This window comes from Streptomyces griseoluteus (assembly GCF_004784465.1).
Lineage (GTDB): Bacteria > Actinomycetota > Actinomycetes > Streptomycetales > Streptomycetaceae > Streptomyces > Streptomyces griseoluteus.
The window spans coordinates 728,075-746,964 of the sequence record NZ_SRRU01000001.1 but is presented as its reverse complement, the minus strand read 5'-3'; the positions used below and the strand labels follow the sequence as shown (position 1 = coordinate 746,964).

17 protein-coding genes and 1 tRNA gene are annotated in these 18,890 nt (G+C 67.5%); 2 read left to right on the top strand and 16 right to left on the bottom strand.

Annotation, left to right across the window (positions count from 1 at the left end; genetic code table 11):
* Both nrtL and E5082_RS03610 read right to left on the bottom strand, forming a co-directional pair.
* A complete protein-coding gene (nrtL, locus tag E5082_RS03615) occupies positions 1-1,014 on the bottom strand; it encodes an ArgS-related anticodon-binding protein NrtL (protein ID WP_135789800.1) in 1,014 nt (337 codons plus the stop codon).
* Positions 1,015-1,058: 44 nt separating this feature from the next.
* Positions 1,059-1,505 carry a response regulator gene (locus E5082_RS03610; RefSeq protein WP_135790126.1) on the bottom strand — a complete coding sequence of 149 codons (447 nt, stop codon included), beginning with the start codon at positions 1,503-1,505 and terminating at the stop codon, positions 1,059-1,061.
* Between the two features lie 735 nt (positions 1,506-2,240).
* Here E5082_RS03610 and E5082_RS03605 point away from each other — a divergent pair.
* Positions 2,241-2,312: transfer RNA gene (locus E5082_RS03605), tRNA-Arg, on the top strand.
* A gap of 620 nt (positions 2,313-2,932) precedes the next feature.
* Here E5082_RS03605 and E5082_RS03600 read toward each other — a convergent pair.
* The 14 genes from E5082_RS03600 to E5082_RS03535 form a co-directional block, all read right to left on the bottom strand.
* Complete coding sequence (locus tag E5082_RS03600; RefSeq protein WP_135789799.1) at positions 2,933-3,316, bottom strand: DUF6083 domain-containing protein; 384 nt, start codon at positions 3,314-3,316, stop codon at positions 2,933-2,935.
* Positions 3,317-3,508: 192 nt separating this feature from the next.
* Positions 3,509-4,882, bottom strand: coding sequence for a tyrosine-type recombinase/integrase (locus E5082_RS03595; RefSeq protein ID WP_135789798.1), 1,374 nt, complete (start codon positions 4,880-4,882; stop codon positions 3,509-3,511).
* The gene (locus tag E5082_RS03590; protein ID WP_135790125.1) at positions 4,879-5,049 is read right to left on the bottom strand and encodes a helix-turn-helix transcriptional regulator; all 171 of its coding nucleotides are present in this window, start codon (positions 5,047-5,049) and stop codon (positions 4,879-4,881) included. Before E5082_RS03590 ends, E5082_RS03595 begins: the two co-directional genes overlap by 4 nt.
* Positions 5,049-6,425: a replication initiator gene (locus E5082_RS03585; RefSeq protein WP_135789797.1), complete on the bottom strand. Its 1,377-nt coding sequence runs from the start codon at positions 6,423-6,425 to the stop codon at positions 5,049-5,051. Before E5082_RS03585 ends, E5082_RS03590 begins: the two co-directional genes overlap by 1 nt.
* A gap of 99 nt (positions 6,426-6,524) precedes the next feature.
* Positions 6,525-6,827, bottom strand: coding sequence for a SpdD-like protein (locus E5082_RS03580; protein ID WP_135789796.1), 303 nt, complete (start codon positions 6,825-6,827; stop codon positions 6,525-6,527).
* A 19-nt stretch (positions 6,828-6,846) separates the two neighbouring features.
* Positions 6,847-7,002 carry a hypothetical protein gene (locus E5082_RS03575; protein WP_135789795.1) on the bottom strand — a complete coding sequence of 52 codons (156 nt, stop codon included), beginning with the start codon at positions 7,000-7,002 and terminating at the stop codon, positions 6,847-6,849.
* Between the two features lie 14 nt (positions 7,003-7,016).
* A complete protein-coding gene (locus E5082_RS03570) occupies positions 7,017-7,196 on the bottom strand; it encodes a mobile element transfer protein (RefSeq protein ID WP_135789794.1) in 180 nt (59 codons plus the stop codon).
* 13 nt (positions 7,197-7,209) lie between these two features.
* Complete coding sequence (locus E5082_RS03565) at positions 7,210-7,920, bottom strand: DUF2637 domain-containing protein (protein ID WP_135789793.1); 711 nt, start codon at positions 7,918-7,920, stop codon at positions 7,210-7,212.
* 89 nt (positions 7,921-8,009) lie between these two features.
* Positions 8,010-9,377 carry an FtsK/SpoIIIE domain-containing protein gene (locus E5082_RS03560; RefSeq protein ID WP_135789792.1) on the bottom strand — a complete coding sequence of 456 codons (1,368 nt, stop codon included), beginning with the start codon at positions 9,375-9,377 and terminating at the stop codon, positions 8,010-8,012.
* Positions 9,378-9,382: 5 nt separating this feature from the next.
* Positions 9,383-9,730 carry an SCO3933 family regulatory protein gene (locus E5082_RS03555; protein WP_135789791.1) on the bottom strand — a complete coding sequence of 116 codons (348 nt, stop codon included), beginning with the start codon at positions 9,728-9,730 and terminating at the stop codon, positions 9,383-9,385.
* Between the two features lie 184 nt (positions 9,731-9,914).
* Positions 9,915-10,736 carry an integrase gene (locus tag E5082_RS03550; protein WP_135789790.1) on the bottom strand — a complete coding sequence of 274 codons (822 nt, stop codon included), beginning with the start codon at positions 10,734-10,736 and terminating at the stop codon, positions 9,915-9,917.
* Positions 10,733-11,584, bottom strand: coding sequence for a sigma factor-like helix-turn-helix DNA-binding protein (locus E5082_RS03545; protein ID WP_135789789.1), 852 nt, complete (start codon positions 11,582-11,584; stop codon positions 10,733-10,735). Before E5082_RS03545 ends, E5082_RS03550 begins: the two co-directional genes overlap by 4 nt.
* A 175-nt stretch (positions 11,585-11,759) precedes the next feature.
* Positions 11,760-12,149 carry an ATP-binding protein gene (locus tag E5082_RS03540; protein WP_135789788.1) on the bottom strand — a complete coding sequence of 130 codons (390 nt, stop codon included), beginning with the start codon at positions 12,147-12,149 and terminating at the stop codon, positions 11,760-11,762.
* 97 nt (positions 12,150-12,246) lie between these two features.
* The gene (locus E5082_RS03535; protein WP_135789787.1) at positions 12,247-13,098 is read right to left on the bottom strand and encodes a helix-turn-helix domain-containing protein; all 852 of its coding nucleotides are present in this window, start codon (positions 13,096-13,098) and stop codon (positions 12,247-12,249) included.
* Positions 13,099-13,777: 679 nt separating this feature from the next.
* Here E5082_RS03535 and E5082_RS03530 point away from each other — a divergent pair.
* The gene (locus tag E5082_RS03530) at positions 13,778-18,661 is read left to right on the top strand and encodes a DEAD/DEAH box helicase (protein WP_208766222.1); all 4,884 of its coding nucleotides are present in this window, start codon (positions 13,778-13,780) and stop codon (positions 18,659-18,661) included.
* Positions 18,662-18,890: the final 229 nt, after the last annotated feature.

Genomic DNA, 18,890 nt, shown 5'->3' with positions numbered 1-18,890 from the left:
TCAGAGGTGTTCGGGTGCGTCGATGCCGAGCAGGGACAGGCCACCGGCAAGCACCGCCCCGGCGGCTTCGGCAAGCGCCAGCCGGGCGCGATGGGCGGCCCCGGGTTTCTCCTCCCCCACGGGGAGCACCTCGGGGAGAAGGGGCAGGAGAGCGTCGGCGACGGCAAGGAGATGCCGGGCCAGACGGTCGGGGGCTTGGGCGGTGGCGGCGGTCCGGAGGATGCGGGGGTGGTCGGCGAGGGGGGTCTGGAGGGGGTGGGGGGTGCCCGCGTCGTGGCCCGGTGAGCCGGCCGTACCCGCGAAGCCCAGCTCGCCCGGTTCCGCCGTGAAGCCCAGGTCGTGGGCGTTGCGGATCAGGGCGCGTACGCGGGCGTGGGCGTAGCGGATGCGGAAGAGGGGGTTGATCTCGCGTTGGACGAGGTGGTCGGCGGTGATGCGGGGCCGGTCGTGCGGGGCGGGGTGGAGGAGGGCCCAGCGGGCGGCGTCGGGGCCGAGCGGCGCGGGGTCCTCGGGGGCGGGCACCGGCCGTAGCGTGACGGGCTCGCCGTGCTCGATCTCCGCCCGGCCGCCCTGGGTGGCGACGATCCGCGCGACGGCGTCGGCGACGACCTCGGCGCGCACCTCGTACGGCACCCGCAGTACGACGGTCTGCCCGGCGAGGGCGTCCCCGTACCCGTACTCCGTACCGCGCTCGCGGATCTCGCGGACGAGCCCGGTGAGCAGGTCGTCGCGGGCGCGGAGGCTGATGTTGAGGAACCCCGGCCCGGTGACGACGACATCGCGGACCCCGTCCGCGTCGAGCAGCCGCGCTCGCAGGATGTCGGCGACGCGCAGCGGGGGCTGGGCGGCGGGACGGGCGAGGCGGAGGGCGACGTTGGTGGCGAAGTCGCCGCAGCCGCCGGGGCCGGGTTCGGTGAGGGTGACCCGTTCCGGCGGAGCCACGTCCAGCTCCCCGGCGTCCACGGCACGGCACACCGCGTCCAGGACGGTACGGGACAGCTCGGCGGGGGTCACGGGACAAGCCTAGGGGAGGTGGGACAGGGGGCGGGGACGGGTGGCTAACCGCCGAAGCAGACCCCGTCACGCCGGTCGCTCCGCTCCAGCAGCCCCTTGACTAGGCGAACCAGCTCGTCGGGCTCGAAGGGCTTGGGCAGGAAGGCGTCGACGCCCGCGTCGAGCCCGCTCTCCACCTCGTACTGCGTACACGCGCTGACGATGGCCAGCGGGAGGTCGCGGGTACGGGGGTCGGCCCGGAGGCGGGCGGCGGTACTGAGCCCGTCGAGACGGGGCATGACGACGTCGAGCGTGATGACGTCCGGGCGCACGTGGTGCACCACATCAAGACACTCGGCACCATCGACCGCGGTCACCACCTCAAGCCCTTCCAGCTCGAGATTGACCTTGATCAGCTGCCGGATGCCCTTGCTGTCATCCACAACAAGCACCCGGCCGGACGCGCCTGACACAACTCGAGAGTAGGTCGGGGCGGGCGGCCGCGTCCCGATTTTCGGGAGTTCTCGCTCTGACGGGTGGTGGTGGGATTTGGGTGGACGGGGGGGGCGCTCCGCTGCGGGGGGGGCGGGGTACGGGACGGGACGACGGACACGGTGGGCCGCCGTAGGCGTGGACGCCGGCAGATGCCAGGCCGGGGCCCACGGACACGGAGGTACGCCGTAGGGGTGGGTGCCGGCCGATGCCAGGTCCCGGACCACGGACACGGAGGGAGAGGGCGCCGTAGGGGCGGCTGCCGGCCGGCGCCGAGCCCGGGCCCACGGACACGAGAGGGGCGCCGTAGGGGTGGATGCCGGCCGATGCCAGGTCCCGGACCACGGAGACGGAGGGACGCCGTAGGAGCGGCCGTCGGTCGGCGCCGAACCCAGGCCCACGGACACGAGGGGGGCGCTGTAGGGGCGGCTGCTGGCCGACGCCAGACCTCGGTTCACGGACATGGTGAGCCTCGAATGGAGGCCAGGCCGAGCGCCGGAGTGCGGCCGGGCCATCCCTGGGGCGAACTTGCGGAGGCGGGGAGGCGCAGCCGGCCACGGAGAAACCCCGCCGGACCACGTGTGCCGGACGCACACCTCGCACAATGGCCAGGCTCCGGCCGAGCCGCAGAACAAGGCCCTCCCCACGGTGGGCCCGCCAGTCGACCCCGCCCGGGCAAACCCGTTCCTGATCACCCTCGAAGACCTGCTAGGGTTCTACCCGTCGCCGCAAGCGCCCAGCGCAACGCCCGACACGCCCCCGTAGCTCAGGGGATAGAGCAACGGCCTCCGGAGCCGTGTGCGCAGGTTCGAATCCTGCCGGGGGCACCTTGGATCAGGTGCCCAAAGACCCCGTCACCAGCGGAAACGCTGAGGCCGGGGTCTTCGCGTATGTGCAGGCATGTGCCGCCCGAAGCGGCCGTATGTCGGCGTCTGTGGACTATTCGTGGACAGGATCTTGAGACGTCTGCCCAGGTCAGCCCCGGCAAACAGCAAAGCCCCCGGACAGGTCCAGGGGCCTGACGATCGGTTCATCGGGCGGTGCCCCGCCGTAGCCGATCTCGGTCGGCCGACCGTCGCGGTAGAGCACAGTGCAGTGGCCGCACCCTGAGGGCAAAAAACAGTCCCCAGTAGTACTGCGCGTGTCCTGAAACTCCAGTCGTCACTGTCGTCTCGGTATCGCGCCGGCTTGCTGGGGGCCTGAACCATATCCTGTCCAAGTCACTTCGCCGACTAGACGTCCTGATCGACTTTGCAACTCTTTCGGTGTTATGGGCTACTAACTACGATCCACGCCTGGCGTCGTAAGTCAATAGCCTTTCGGTAGATTCCTAAGGAAACCTCTCGCGATCACCGCGCCCCTAGCTAGGACGGGGTCTGTGGACTATTCATGGACGGGATCTTGGGAGCATCGACCCAGGTCAGGCCCGCCATTTCCGTCGTGGCCGTCAGCCGGCGTCCGGCCATTCCTCAATGGACGGAGGCGGCTTGGGCTCGTCCTGCCGTTCCGCCTGGCGCGCGTTCTCCCCGCGGAGCGTCGTCAGCCACGGCCAGAGATCCGGCAGCGCCTGCGCCGGGCAGGCCAATCGGTGCTCGATGCGGCACCGCTGGAACTGATCGGGCGGACACACGCCGTACACGGTCACCCTCCCATCGGAGAGCTCGATCCACCGGTAGTCCGCCGGCACCGTATGAGCCAGAGGAGCCATGTCCGGCTCCAACATCACCCAATCCTGCTCCAGCGTGGCCACCCGATCTTGCGGCAAACCACAGAACGGGCAACGCGACTGGCCGCCATTCAGCCGACGTGACGCCTTCTCTAAAGCCCCCATAGGCCGAGGGTCCGCATCGCGGCGTTCCCTGCGTAGAGCGCGAACCGGACGGGGCGGCCGGGACGGGGAATCACTGGAGAAATGCGATGCAACCCGGCAGGTGCACCTAGCAACCAAGGACCGATGAAGCTAGGCCGATACACGACGAAGCCCCCAACCCTGAGAGCTGGGGGCAAGCGGTCGAGCAGTGATTCACTCGTATTCGCGCAAGAGATCTTCGATCTTGCGATTCGCGATCTCCTGCCGTCCGTCGATGCACTTGGCGTATCGGCTCAGCAGGACTTCCACGCTGTTACCGGCGCGTTCGGCCACCTCGGTGGGGTCCACTCCGGAATTGAGCCAGGTCGATAGGGCCGAGTGCCTCAGATCGTACGGCCGGGCCGCAAGCGGTGAAGCGGCCGTGGCCGGCGGGAGCGCCAGCGCACGGGCCTCCTGCCAGACGCGGTAGTACGTGGACGAGCCCACCACTCCCCCGCGCTCGTTGGTGAACAGCCGCCCGTCCTCGGCGGCGCCGAAGGTGTCGAGGTGCTGCCGGAGGATGGCGACGAGCTGGGGCGGGACCGGCACAACCCGCACCTCCTCCGCCGGCCGGTTCTTCAGACCACGGTCGTCATGGGTATCGCCGGAGTCCGTCCATTGCTTGCCGACACTGGGACGCGTCCGGTTCAGCAGGACTGTCCCCCAGCCGGTCTCGGGCAGCTTCACGTCCGCCTTGGTGAGGCCGACCGCCTCAGCCGGACGTAAGGCGCCGTAGTACATGAGCGCGAACAGGCCGACGAGCCGACGGCCACGCGCACGGTTGTACCCACCGACGTACGAAACCGCCGTCAGCAGGGTCCGAGCCTGCTCGGGATTGGCGACCACCCGAGGATCGACCTCCCCGGTGACCTTCGGCTTCTTCCAGCGGATACCCGTGATCGGGTTCTCCTTGAACTCCCCCAGGTCCACCGCGTAGTGCAGCGCATTGACGAGTGTCCGACGCTTGCGCCGGACGGTCTCCGCGGCTGCCGCCGTCCCGTCGAGCTTCAGCTTGAGCGAGTCCAGGACGGCCCTGCCAATCGCGGCGTCCCCGAGGTCCGAGAGCGGGCGCGACGCCTTGGCCACCCAGTGCAATACGTTCGCGACCTCGGTCGGCAATTCACGCTCGTCCGGACCGGGAAGGACAAAGGCCCAGTTGCGCAGCGCCTTCCTGAGCAGTTCCTCGGACGGCTGCCCCGGACGCTCGTCGAGAAGGGCCATCGTCACGGCAGTCAGCGCTTCATTGATTCCGTTCCGCGTGTTGGGCGCCGCGTGCGGCCACTTCATGGCGAGGTACTTCAGAGCGAATGCGTACCAGGTCATCGAGGCCGCCTTCTCGACCATCGATTCCGGTAACCCCGTCACCGTGTCGAACTCTTCACCCGCATGGGTAGCGCGGAGCAGCTTGGACCGGTAGTGGTCCGCCAGCCCCTTGGTGCGAAACTGCTCGGAAAAGACCTTTCCGGCGACCATCCACCGGACGTCATAGGACGGATTCTTGGTGTTCCGCTTCCGGACACCCCACACCTTCACGTCGAGAGACTTCACGCCGCCGCCTCCAACTGACGCAACCAAGCGGCGAAGTCAGCCCGCCACACTCGGAGTTCGCCATTGGGCAGCTTGAACGCAGCGGGTCCCTGCCCCAGTTCACGCCACCGGTAGAAGGTGCGGCGAGACACCCCACCCAGCTCCGCGAGGATCTGCGGGACGGTCATCAGTTCGTCGCGTCGGTGGTCCACGTCAGCGCTCCTTCCGTGTCGTCATCTGCCTGGCCTGTAGGGGCACTACTGCCGTGAGTGATGAGGTGCTCTGCCGCAGTTAGGCCCGTCCCGGCGAAGACCCAGTGGGAAAGGACGAGGACGGTGTCCGGGTCGGGCAGTGGGTGGCCAGCCTCGGCCGCACGCTGGCGGGCCAAGGCTTCGTTGTGGTCGGCGCGTTCCTGACGGAGGGCGCCGAGGGTGACGGAGTAGGCACGGGACTTGGTGGAGAAGTGGCCGCGGAAGCCGAGCATGTGGGCCCACTTGCGCAGGCGCAGGTCTTCGAGTTCGGGGAGCGCACCAAGGTGCCAGCAGGTGAGGATCATCCGCCGGGCGTGGTCGGTGACGCCCGAGCCGATCAAGTCAGTGATCGGATTGCGAATGGGGCGGTCCAGGGTGCCTGCGGTCTCGGCGCCCTTGGTGGCGTACTTGGCGATGTAGGCGGCCACAGCGCGGCTGGACAGCTCCGAGCTGCCCGCGAAGTCGGCCGAGCGGATGGGACGGATGTCGAGCTGCTCGCCGAAACGGGCGGCGTACAACCGGCCGTCGAGGACGGGGCCGGGCGTTTCGGCGAGACGGGCCGCCGAGCGGATCGCGTCGCTGAGTAATTCGGTCGTGGCCCAGGCCGGCGGAGCGTCTTCGGCACCGTCCGGGCCGTCGAGGCGGATGACCGCGTGGAAGTGGACGGCGCCGCGCCGCTGGTACTCGGCGACCTTGGCGTACGAGACCTTGAGGCACTCGCGCAGAGCTGAGCGTCCGATGCCCGCGCGGGACGCGAGTTGGTGGCGCAGGTAGGTGGTGAAGCGGGCCCAGAGCCCGCCTGCGTGGGCGTTCCACAGGACGGCCGCGCGGTAGTCGTACCGGTCGGGGTCGAGCGGCGTGCCCAGGGTGGGGTCGTCCTCCAGGTGCCGACGACCACAGCGGCACCGACCGCCTGCGGGCCGGTTATGGACGGGGCCGAAGGAAGGGGCGGTGAAGGTGGCGAAGACGCGCGGGTGTTGGGCGACGGCCGGGCCGATCCCCTTGCCCCCGCTCAGGCCAGCCGTGACCAGGTGGAAGGTGTCCTGGCGGTACACCTCGGCGCAAGCGGCGCACCGGGTGGCCCGGCGGTTGTTGCAGCGGATGAGGAGCTGTCCGGCGGGGAGGTCGCGGTCCACGATCTCCCGGACGATCTCGCCAGTTGGGGCGTGGACGTCAAGCCGGTGGCCCTCCATCCGTACCGGCCGCTCGCAGCCGCCGAGGCGGTGGATCTGCCGTGCGTAGGTGCTGAGGTCGCCCTGCTGAACGAGGGTCACCAGTTGGCGGATGGCTCCGGTCGGAGCCGCAGGACGCATGTGCGGGTTCCTCCTTGGAGAACGGAAGCTGGGAACCCGCCCGGCTTGTCCAGGGGGCTAGACATCGTGGGCAAGCCGAACGGGGCGGAGCGGATGTGGTCAGCGCCTGGTGAGAAGGGAGCGCATGACCACGGCGCAGACGGCCACGGAGGTGGCCGTGATGGCGACGGCGAGGAGCATCGAGACGAGGACGGCGCCGACGACCAGGACCACGGCGGTACCGCCGCCGACGAGGGCGAGCGTGGTGCTAGGAGTGAGCTGGACGGCGGGGTGGGCCGATGCCGGGGTGCCGGCGGCTGGCGGAGTCGGGGCGGCCGGGGTGATAGCGGTCGGCTCGACGACGGTGGGCGGGGTGACCAGGCCGGTGGGCTGGGGCATGGTCGGGATGTTCGGGCGGAACATGGGCGGATCTCCTTTCGGTTTACTTGACGAGGGAGTTGATGACCGGGGCCAGCAGGCTGTCGGCGAGGAGGTAGCCGCCGAGGAGCAGCACGGCGATGAGCCACGAGGGCGGGCGGATGAGCTTGACGCCCAGGACCCCGATGCAGAGGAGGGCGAGCCAGAGCGGGACGTCCATGTGGTGGTTTCCTCTCAGGCCGAGCAGCGGTGGGTGCGGGCGGCGAGTTCGGCGGCGGCACGGCTGTCGTACTCGGCGGAGAAGTCGCAACGTGGCGCGGTGCAGGCGGCCAGGTGGCGGTTCCTTCCGCGGTCGAGATAGGAGGCGACGTTCACCGGGCCGATACGACGGACGTTGCGGAAGCGCCGGTGCATGGTGGTGCTCCTCTCAGAGGTGGGCGGCGACGGATGCCGTCATGGACGGGGGTAGGCCGAGCCGAGCGCGTACGGCGTCGGGGTCGGCGGGGCGACCGGTGGCCGAGCGGTGTTCTTCGGCCAGGGCACGAGCGCGATCGATGAGGGCGGGCGGGAGTGCGACGGCGGGAACCGGGGCTGGGGAGGGCCCGGCGGCCAGGCCGGTGGCAGTGGCCGTAGCAGCGGGTTCGCCATCGTTGGACGGTGCCGGAAGGGCGTCCTGATGGGGCGCGGCGGCGGTGTCCGGGGTCCGGCGTGGCTCCTCAGCAGCGTCCGTACCGTCCTCCGGTGTGGCCGACGCTTCCGGGTCGTGCGGGGCGTGGGCGAGGAGTGTTCCGCCGAAGAAGGCGATGGCGGGCCAGCCTGCGACGACGACGCGGAGCGAGGCGGGAACGTGGCCCAGGTCGAGGAGGCCGGCAGTGGCGACGTTGGCACCGAGGGACGCGGCCAGGGCGACCAGGAACCACAGCCGTGGTCCCCCGGCCGGTCGTCCGGCGCGGTGCTCGTCGCGCATCCGGCGCCAGGCGGCGACCAGCAGCAGGTCGACACTGACCGGGTAGGCCCATGCCTTCCACCCGCCCTGTCCGGACGCTTCGGCGAGGTCGTGCAGGTGAGAGAAGGACAGGGCCCCGGCGATGACCGCCTGCACGAGCACGGCGTCTACGCGGACCAGGTGGGCACGCATGGGCACGGCGTTCCTTCCGCTTTCGGGCATGGAGGGGGTAAGGACGTGGCGTGAGGCGCGGTCACGCCGACCTACGGGAAGAGGCGCGGCTACCCGGTCACCGGGCGAGCGGCGGGCGCGGTAGCGGCGGATGAGGGCGGACCGGCGGACTCGACGGCGACGACGGGCCGGAAGGAGTCGAGCCGGGACAGTTCCGGCACTAGGCCGGAGGTATCGCGGCACACGGCCGCCGCGTCGTCGAGGGTCAGGTGAGGCGAGCGGACACGGGACCAGCCGCCGGAGGAGTCACCGACGATCGCGAAGCCGGGACGTTCGGCCGGGATGGAGGTAGCGGCCAGGGCCGCCTCAGGAGCGATGTCGGCCAGCGCCATGTTCGCCGACGACTCGTCGTTGACCCGGTGGCAGACCCGTCCGGTCAACTGGGCACGAAGCATGGTGGCGCCCTTGCCGAGTTCGGAGCCGAAGCGCTGTCCGCACACCTCCAGGTAGATGCCGGCCGCGCGGCCGAGCTGGGCGAGGCGGATCAGCTTGGTGACCATCGCGTCCCGTCGCTTCTCGTCGTCCTTGCTCGCGGCGAGGAAGAGTTCCGCCACCTCGTCCACGACGACCACGACCGGCACCGGCCGTACGTCGTCCGGCAGCCCCCACACGTCCGAGGTGAGCACGGCGTCCGGTCCGGCCGCGCCGCTGAGGCCAATGCGGCGGAACCGTGCCTCCATCTCCACCAGCAGGACGTCGAGAATCTCGTTCGCCCGGTCCGGGCTGTCAGCGAGCGCGGACAACCGGGGTGCGAACGGGGCGAGTTCGACGCCCCATTTGCAGTCGATGCCGACGAGGACGACCGATTGGCGGGCCAGGCCGCACAGCAAGTTCCGCAGGTAGACGGATTTGCCGGACTGGGTGGCGCCGAGGATCAGTTCGTGCGGCACGGTGCGGAAGTCCCGTACGTGCCATCGGCCGTCTTCGCGCAGCGCGAGCGGCAGGCAGAGCGGGCCAGCCGCCAGGCGACGCCGGGCCGGCCGTACGTCGGCAAGTACGTCCCAGCCGATCAACCGTAGTTCGAGCCAACCAGGTTTGGTGGGACGCACGTACACGGCGTGGGCGCCCCAGGCATGCCTAAGCCGGTCGGCCGAGGCGGTGAAGTCCTCGGGCGCCTGTCCGGTAGCCATGCGCAGCCGCATCACGAGCCCGGCCCCGGTCGGCAGCGGCAACGAGTGGCGAGGCGGAACGGGAGCCGCCTGCCGCCCCATCATTCGGGCTGTGGCCCGACGGACGGCCGACGCCGGAACCGTGAGGCCGCAGGCGTCCATCGTCGCCCGGTACGAGATGAGCACCCGCAGCGCGACGACGGGATACCCGACGAGCCACCAGAACAGGACCGGCATCCGCCGGCGCACCACCACCAGCGTGATCGCAACCAGCAGGACCGGTAACAGCACCCGGACGGTGTCAGCCATGGCGGTCAGCCCTGCACCGCAGCCGGGGCGCTGACCATGACGGCGTCCGCCCGGTAGGCGATGCCGTGACGGCTGCGGCCGCCGAACTCACTCTCCCAGGGCCGGGCCACCAGGCCGGACAGGATGACCGGGGCGCCCATCACCAAGCCCTCACCGATGCCCTGTTCGGGAACGGTGACCTTGATCATGTCGGAGCCACCGGCCGCGATGAACACCAGCTCCAGCGTCATCAGCCGCTGATTGGTCACCGGGTCGACGGCGATCTCACCGGTCTGCCGGTCCTTCACCTTGACCTCGGGCAGTTTGGTGACGAGGAGCGTCGCGGCCGAAGTGTCCACGGGGATTACACGCATTGTCTGTACCTCACTGGGTTGTCGACGCGCTTGTTGCTCGGCGCCATCCGATCCGGATACCCCCCTAGACAGCAGAGGGGGAGCCCCTCCCGGACTGTCTAGGGGGGTTGACGGTAAAGGTAGCCGACGACCCGTCAACTGTCTAGGGGGGTATACGAACGCGCCTCGGACTAGCGGAAGCGCGCTACGGCAGGAACCAGTGGAGGGCAGTCGCGTCGTCGCGAGCCTTGCCACGCGGCCAGCGCCGACCATCGGGGTCCTCGCCCTCGGCCTCCCGCACGCGTCGGATCAGCTCACTCGGACCGTCGGAGTTGAGAACGGCCAACGCCCCTCGCCAGTCCGCCAGCTCAAAGCGGTCGACGAGTCGCGTCGCGCCGTCGCTCATCAGCGTCACGGATACCAGCGAGTCGAGGGGGACCGTCCCGGTCAGAGCGTTTTCGGCGGCGCGCGGGTCGGGGCCGGCGATCCAGAAACCATCTGGCTGGTTGCGGAGGCCCGTCAGGGCATCGCGGTACTCGGCAAGCGCCGCGGAGTGTTCGGGCGAGCCCGTGGGCAGTGCGTCGACTGGTCCGCGCAGTCGCTTACCGACCACGTCCAGGCGCCGGTCGGTGACGACCTCCGTTCCCCCATCGCCGTCGGCGAGGAGAAGGGTGGAGTCACCAAGGACGAGGTACTCCAGGGCTCCCCCGCCGACTCTGGCGGCGACGACCGTACTCGTCGGGCTGGCTCGGTAAGCGAGGTCGCAACTGTCCTCGTGCAAGGAACGGACAACGCCGATCGAGTCGCCCAGACACTCGGCCAGCGACCGGGAAGGATGGGCCGCGATGCTGCGCAGCAGCAGGGCGCCCAGCGTTCCGGAGAACCAGGCGACCCCGTGCATGCAGCCCGTTTCTACCCCGCCGACGCCGGCACCGTCGAGGAGCACGGCTGCGCCGGTAGCGACTGCGGCGAAGTCTTCGTTCTCGCGTTCGGGATCGGCAGGCTGGGTGGCGAGGGCGAACCTCACGCAGTGGTCTCCTCGTCGTGCCGATACAGGGGGCAGAGCAATTCGACGGACTGCGGTTCGCTGGTCTCCGGGTCGTACTCGACACCCACGAGGGTGGAGAAGCGGTGGTCCCCCACTTGCCCCCACAGCGTATTGAGGTCACTGGCGAGCAGCTGCACGACGCCGAGGCTTCCTTGGGTGTGGATGCCGGCGATGGCGAGCAGCGAGCCCTCGCCGTCGGGGCGCGACAGCCGACCGAGATAGCCCACGTCGTATGACCGGGCCGGTTCACTGTCCTGCCCCGACCGGTGCACGGTGCCGGTCTGCCGGTCGACCACCGTCCAGGGTCCGTCTTCCGCACGCTCCCAGTGCAGGACGGGATCTTGCGCGTAGGTGTCCCACATCTCCTGGGACATGCGCGGACCGCAGACGACGACCAGGCCGTCGCGGTTCAGGTCGATGTCGCCACTCACCGGAACGTGTTCCGAGGTGACATCGAGCCCGTACGACCGCGCCAGGTCCTCCAGGCGCTTGCCGGAACTGACGTCGTCCACCGCGACGACCGTCCGCCCACGCTCGTCGTCGCGCCGCAGCGGGGTGGCGACAGTGACGGCACCCCTACCGAGGAAGGCGCCTTCCGGCGCCGGGCCGGTGTGCCGGATCTGGTGGATGCGCCCGCGGCTCAGACCGGCCTTCGCGGCGATCTGCGCGTATGAGAGCCCTTGCGCATGCAGGTCCTGCACCACGCGACGGCGGAGGCGAGCCAGTTCGGTCACCTCCTGCTGCGCGTCGGCCAACCTGGTGGTGACCTCGCGCAGTAGCAGGTACGGATCATCTATCGCCATGATCCGCTGCAGCTCGTCCGACATGACCTCACCTCCTAGCAGTACCCAGGAGTCTAGGGCCCTAGACGGAATGGGCGGCAGGCGCCGTCCTGTACGAACACCGACCACATAGAACCGCGACCGCCACCGAGGCACGCCCCGAGGAGTCACACGCCACAACCCGTCGAGCAGTGGCGGACACTCGTCCAGCAGAGCGCGGTCACACCCTCTCCCGCGCCACTTCGGCCCACACGGAACGCCCGTCGGGCCAGTTCTTCACACCCCAGTCCTTGGCGCAGCTCGCGATCAGTAACAGTCCGCGGCCGCCCTCTTCCTGGCTGGCCGCGTCGCACAGGTGCGGCTCGCGATCACCGCCCTGGTCGATCACCTCGATACGCACGAGATCGTCACTGAAGCCCACAACCACGAGGAACCAGCCGTGGGCCGAGCCGCTGAGCGAGTGCCGTACAGCGTTCGTCGCCAATTCGCTCACGACCAGGACGGCGTCATCGACTGCGCCAAGCTGTGCGGTGAGCGATGCGACGAAGTGCCGGGCGTGGGCCACTTCTTCTGCGAGGCCGGGGAAGGCACGGCACCACTTTTTGAGCATGGGAAAACACCTCTGTTCGTCTAGGGGGCTAGACAGTGCAGCGGCAGCGTATTCCTAGGTCGGGCCGGAGGACCAGGCATCCAGAGGAATTATTCCTCTAAGGAGTGGCGGCGTCCCCCAAGTCACGGAACTCCTGCATCACCCGCAACAACAGCTCACGTACCTCGCCACCGAAGACGGCAGCCCGCTCGAAGCGCTTGAACGTCTCCCCGTACGCGGCCACCTCAGCCGGGTCGGCCACCAACTGCTCACTGGTGAACGTCTCGATGACGACGGCTCGTTGGTCGCACAACGTGAAGCCGTGCCGAGGCAGCACTGGTACCGCCCGACGCCACGGCATGACCCCGAGCCGAACCGAACTCAGACTCTCCACGGCCAGCAGCCGGTCGAGCTGAGCAAGCATCAAAGCCGGACTGCCAGGCCAGGTGCGCAACACGGCTTCCGTCAGCACGAACACGAACTCGCGCCCCGACTCGTACAGCGCACTCTGCCGTTCCACCCGGGCAGCGACAGCCCGGCCAACTGCCTCAGGCGTTGGATTCGGCGCACTCTGGAAGACGTGGCGGGCGTACTCCGCGCTCTGAAGCATGGCCGGCAGCACCACGCACTGGAACGACTGCACCAGCCGAGCCGACCTCACGGCGTCATCGAGGACAGCCCCGGCAACGCCGTCATCATCGGATGCCAGCCTGGCGTCAGTGGCAGCCTCGACGGCGACCAGGAGGTCACGCACCTCACGAGCTGACGCGTCATCAAGGCCGAGAGCACGAGAGAGCCGGTCGAGGACATCGAAGCTCGGGACCATGCGCCCGTTCTCCACCTTGGACACGGTGGGCTGTCCTACGCCAGCCCGTTGCGCCAACACAGCACCTGTCAGGCCAGCTTCAGCACGCAGGCCCCGAAGCCGGACCCCAAGCGCCTTCATCCGCTCCCGTCGCTCACTCCCCATAGTCAGCGTTCTACACCACGGAGCAGCAGACGCCGGATTGGGTACGCGAGCCACAGTGCTCAGCAGCAGTGCCGAGCGTGATTCAAACTTTCTCTACTGGTTCAAGGCGGCTCGCTCCGCTCCCCGCACGCGGCCCGGCCCCCGGCCGGGCCTGCGCTCCTGTCTACGCCCCGCTCCAGCCCGGCCAGCGCCCGCGCCGCGCACAGATGGGCGAGCCGAGAACCGTGAGTCGATCACCGCACGAAGCAACCACGGTCAAGACGATGCCTCCGGCGGGGGATCGGCCGGCACCGGGATGGAGGGGCACCGTTGCCGACCGCGGGCACATCGTGGTGAGGGTGGTGGGCTCCCATCCCGTCCACCGCCGACCCAGGCAGAGCCGAGCAGACGCGGCCCAGGGCGTCAAGGTCGTTCGTACAGTGGCGCGCTCCACCTTGACGCCCTGAACCACGCCCGCTCCACGGTGTGTGGGTCGACGGCGGACGGGATGGGAGCAGGGGTGAGGGGTGGGTAATGCTGCGTGGGCGAACTGCCCGTGATGGGCTAGCTGAAGGCCCTATCGAAAGTTCCTGATCGAAATTAGATCATGGACTTGAGCAGTAGAGTTGTGAAGCTTTTCAGTGGAAACAATCCGGCGTCCGGCAGGTGCGCCATGGACGGTGATGGGGTGCGGAGCGAGTTGACTGAGACCACGACGACGGTGCACGACGTTCTCAAGGCGATCCGTGACGGATCCACCGTGAACCGGGATCGGGGGACCCGCTTCGAGGAGCTCATGGTCCAGTACCTCAGCACCGATCCGGAGTGGACTGAGCAGTTCACCAGGGTATGGATGTGGGCCGACTGGCCGGGGGCAGAGCAGGACAAGCGCGACACGGGCATCGACCTGGTTGCACAGGATCGTGAGACCGGCGGCTTCTGCGCCATCCAGTGCAAGTTCTACGAGCCGCATCACACGGTCCGCAAGGAAGACATCGACTCCTTCTTCACTGCCTCCGGCAAGGGCGCCTTCACCCGTCGGATGATCATCTCCACGACGGACAGGTGGAGCGACAACGCCGAAGCCGCGCTCAGCGACCAGCAGATCTTCGTCACCCGGATAGGACTGGCCGACATCGCGAACAGCGCTGTCCAGTGGCACCTGCCCGCGGCCGGCATCGACCACGAAGTTCAGATGACGCTGCGGGACAAGAAGACCCCGCGTCCTCACCAGAAGGCGGCGATCGACGACGTCTTCGCCGGCTTCGCCAAGGATGACCGCGGCAAGCTCATCATGGCCTGCGGCACCGGTAAGACCTTCACCAGTCTGAAGATCGCCGAACGGCTTCAGCAGGAGCGGGCCAAGGCTGGCCAGGGTGAGCACACCACCATCCTGTTCCTGGTGCCCTCCATCGCCCTGCTCTCGCAGTCGCTGCGTGAGTGGTTCTATGAGGCCGTGGTCCCTCTGCGAGCCTTCGCGGTCTGCTCCGATGCCCAGGTCGGCAAGCAGAGGGCCCAGGGCGACGACAAGGACATGTCGACCCACGACCTCGCCCTGCCGGCGACGACCAGCCCCGACCGGCTGATGGCGCAGATGGCCAGTGTCGAGGCCGTGCCGGGCCTGACGGTGGTGTTCTCGACCTATCAGTCGATCGCCACGATTTCCGCCGCCCAGAAGCAGGGCATGCCGCGGTTCGACCTCATCCTGTGCGATGAGGCCCACCGCACCACTGGCGTCACCCTGTCCGGCCACGACGAGTCCACGTTCGTCCGTGTCCACGACGACAGCTTCATCGGCGCCGACCGTCGGCTGTACATGACCGCCACCCCGCGCGTGTACAGCGACGACACCAAGCAGGAAGCCAAGGGAGCCTCCGCGGCCGTCGCCTCGATGGACGACGAGACCAAGTACGGTCCAGAGCTCCACCGTCTTGGCTTCGGTAAGGCCGTCGAGCAGGGACTACTTACCGACTACAAGGTCCTCATCCTCACCATCGATGAGGACGTGGTCGCCAAGACCATCCAGGAAGGTCTTTCTGGAGGCGACTCCGAGCTACGGATCGACGACGCGGCGAAGATCATTGGTTGCTGGAACGCCCTAGCGAAGCGCACTGGCACCTTCGCCGATGGTTCCGGGTTCGGCAGGGATGACGCCCCGATGAAGCGGGCCGTTGCGTTCTCCCGGTCCATCGCCGACTCCAAAGCCATCATGGAGCGGTTCAACGAGGTCGTCGACGCATACGACGACGCTGACGACGACGTGCTGCACTGCGAGGTTGAACACGTCGACGGCACGTTCAATACCCTGCGACGCAACCGGCTCCTCCACTGGCTCAAGCAGGACCCCGGTCCGAGCAACGCCCGCATCCTGACCAACGCCCGCTGCCTATCCGAAGGCGTGGACGTCCCCAGCCTGGACGCGGTGCTGTTCCTCAACCCGCGCAACTCCGTCGTCGATGTCGTGCAGTCCGTTGGACGCGTCATGCGCGTCGCGCCGGGCAAGAACTACGGCTACATCATCCTGCCCGTCGCCGTCCCCGCCGGGATGACCCCGGAGAAGGCGCTCGCGGACAACCAGCGCTTCAAGACCGTCTGGCAGGTCCTTCAGGCGCTGCGTGCCCACGACGACCGCTTCAACGCGACCGTCAACCAGATCGAGCTCAACAAGAAGAAGCCCGAGATCATCGGCATCGGGCACATCGGTGCGGGTGACGAGGCGGTCGGCGACAAGGACGGCTCCAGCACCGCGGACACCGCGAAGGACGCCAAGGAGAAGGAAGCCCAGGGCGCCCAGCACATCCAGGACGCCCTGTTCTCCATAAGCGACTGGCGGGACGCGATCTACGCCCGCATCGTCGACAAGGTCGGCGAGCGCCACTACTGGGAGGACTGGGCCAAGGACATCGCCCAGATCGCTGAGCGCCACGTCACCCGCATCAAGGCCGCACTCGCTCTTCCCGACAAGCGGACTGCGTTCGAGGAGTTCGTCGCCGAGCTGCGCGCGACCATCAACCCAGGCGTGAGTGATGACGCGGCGGTCGACATGCTCGCCCAGCACATCGTCACCAAGCCCGTCTTCGACGCCTTGTTCAAGGACTACGACTTCGCCGAGCACAACCCGGTCTCCAGGGCCATGCAGGGGATGCTCGACATCCTCGACGACCAGGGGCTCGACGCCGAGGCCAAGACCCTGGAGAGCTTCTACCACTCGGTCAAGGTCCGCGCTCAGGACATCGACAACCACGAGGGGCGCCAGCGCGTCATCGTCGAGCTGTACGACAAATTCTTCAAGGCCGCCCTGCCCAAGACAGCCGACGCCCTCGGCATCGTCTACACCCCGATCGAGGTCGTCGACTTCATCATCCGCTCCACCGAACAAGCGCTAACCAAGCACCTCGGCAAGTCCCTGTCCGACGAGGGTGTACAGATCATCGACCCCTTCGTCGGCACCGGCACCTTCCCCGTCCGCCTCCTCCAGTCCGGGCTCATCAAACCCGACGACCTCCTGCGAAAGTACACCAGCGAACTGCACGCCAACGAGATCGTGCTCCTCGCGTACTACATCGCGGCCGTCAACATCGAGGCAGCCTTCCACGACCTCGCCGGCGGCGACTACCGGCCCTTTGAGGGCATCGTCCTGGCGGATACCTTCCAGCTCGCGGAAGGCACGGCGCAGCTCGACGGCATGGACGTGCTGGAAGGCAACAGCGAGCGAGCGAAGCGGCAAAAGAGTCAGCCGGTCACAGTCGTCATCGGTAATCCGCCTTACTCGGTCGGGCAGGATAACCAGAACGACGACAACAAAAACCTCAAATACGAGACCCTGGACAGCCGCATCCAGGAGACATACGCCGCTAAGTCGACGGCGACCCTCAAAAACTCGCTCTACGACTCCTACATCCGCGCCATCCGCTGGGCTTCCGACCGCATCGAGGATGAAGGTGTAGTCGCCTTCGTCTCCAACGGCGGCTACATCGACGGCAACACGGCCGACGGCTTGCGCAAGTCGCTGGTTGAGGAATTCGATGCGATCTACTGCTACAACCTGCGCGGCAACCAGCGCACCGCCGGAGAGTGGTCCAAGAAGGAAGGCGGCAAGATCTTCGGCTCGGGTAGCCGGAACACCGTCGCCATCCTGATGCTCGTCAAGAGTGACAGGAACGGCACCCCCGCGTCCGACTGCGAGTTGTACTACCACGAGGTTGAGGACTACCGCACCCGTGAGGAGAAGCTGAGCGAGCTTCGTACTCAGGACCTGGGTACCGTGGAGTGGAAACAACTCCAGCCGAACGCCGACGGTGACTGGATCAACCAGCGCGACGAACGCTTTGCAGAGTTCCAGGCGATCGGCGACAAGGATAAGAACGCGGCGGCGACGCCCATTTTCGCACTGCACTCTGGCGGACTCAAAACCAACCGTGACGCGTGGGTCTACAACTTCTCTGAGCGGAAGCTTGGTGAAAATGTGGAATCCATGATCGAATTCTACAATGGCCAGGTAGAGGAATTTGCTGACCACTGTAGAGCTCGGGCGATCGCAACCCCGGGCGTTGCGGATGTAGAGAGATTCATCGATTTCGATCAAAAGAAGATCAGCTGGTCCTCTACTCTGATTCCTAAGGTTGCGCGAAAGCAAAAATTTGAGTTCGATTCAAGCCGTGTAATTACTAGCCTTTATCGTCCCTTCTGTCGGCAGTATGTCTACTTCGATCAGAGTCTTAATGACCGTCCCGGCAAGCTGCCGCAGATGTTCCCGACGTCAGACCGTGAGAACTTCGGCTTCTATGTCACCGGTACGGGGTCTGACGAGCCCTTCTCGCTCCTGATGACGGATGCTGTGCCGGATCTGCACGCCGTCGGTACCAAGAGCGTCGGCCCGCACTTCGCCCGCTACACCTACCGCAAACTTGCCGTCGAGGGCGGCTTCGACTTCGGCGACAGTGGCGACAGCTACGAGCGCGTCGACAACATCACCGACGGAGTCCTGGCGGACTACCGCAAGGTGCATGCCGACCCAGCCATCACGAAGGACGACGTCTTTTTCTACACCTACGGCCTGCTCCATTCCCCGGAGTACCGCGAGCGTTTCAAGGCCGACCTGAAGAAGTCCCTACCGCGCATCCCCAAGGTGCGTGACTTCCACGGCTTCGCCGAGGCTGGCCGTAAGCTCGCCGACCTGCACATCAACTACGAGCAGGCCGAGCCGTACAAGGGCATCGTCGAGACGGTGGCCGGCGACGCGTCCGCCACGTCCCCCAGCGAGCTGTACCGGGTCGCCAAGATGAAGGTCTCGAAGAGCAAGGGGCAGGCCGACCAGTCGACGATCATCTACAACACCCGGGTCAAGCTGACCAACATCCCGGAAGAGGCGTACCGCTACCAGCTCGGTGCACGCTCCGCGATCGAGTGGATCATCGACCGCTACCAGGTCAAGGTCGACAAGGCGTCGGAGATCGTCAACGACCCCAACGATTGGTCCGACGACCCGCGCTACATCATCGACCTGCTCAAGCGCATCGTCACGGTCAGCCTGGAGACGATGAAGATCGTGGACAGCCTCCCCGCGCTCGATATCTTGGAGTAGCAGAACAGCCAGTTGCGGACTATTCGCGGACGGGATCTTCCGTCCACGAATAGCCTGAGCCCTTGACATGCTGGTTCACCATGCCCGTACGCGGCCTACCGGAACCGTGTCCTGGGGGAGGCGAAGAGCATCAGCAGAGCTGCGCAGAGTTCCGTGGAACTCGCTACCTATCGGCTCTCGCTACGTCGCCACTTCCACCAAGCCAGACGCGCACGAATAGCGCCCGATG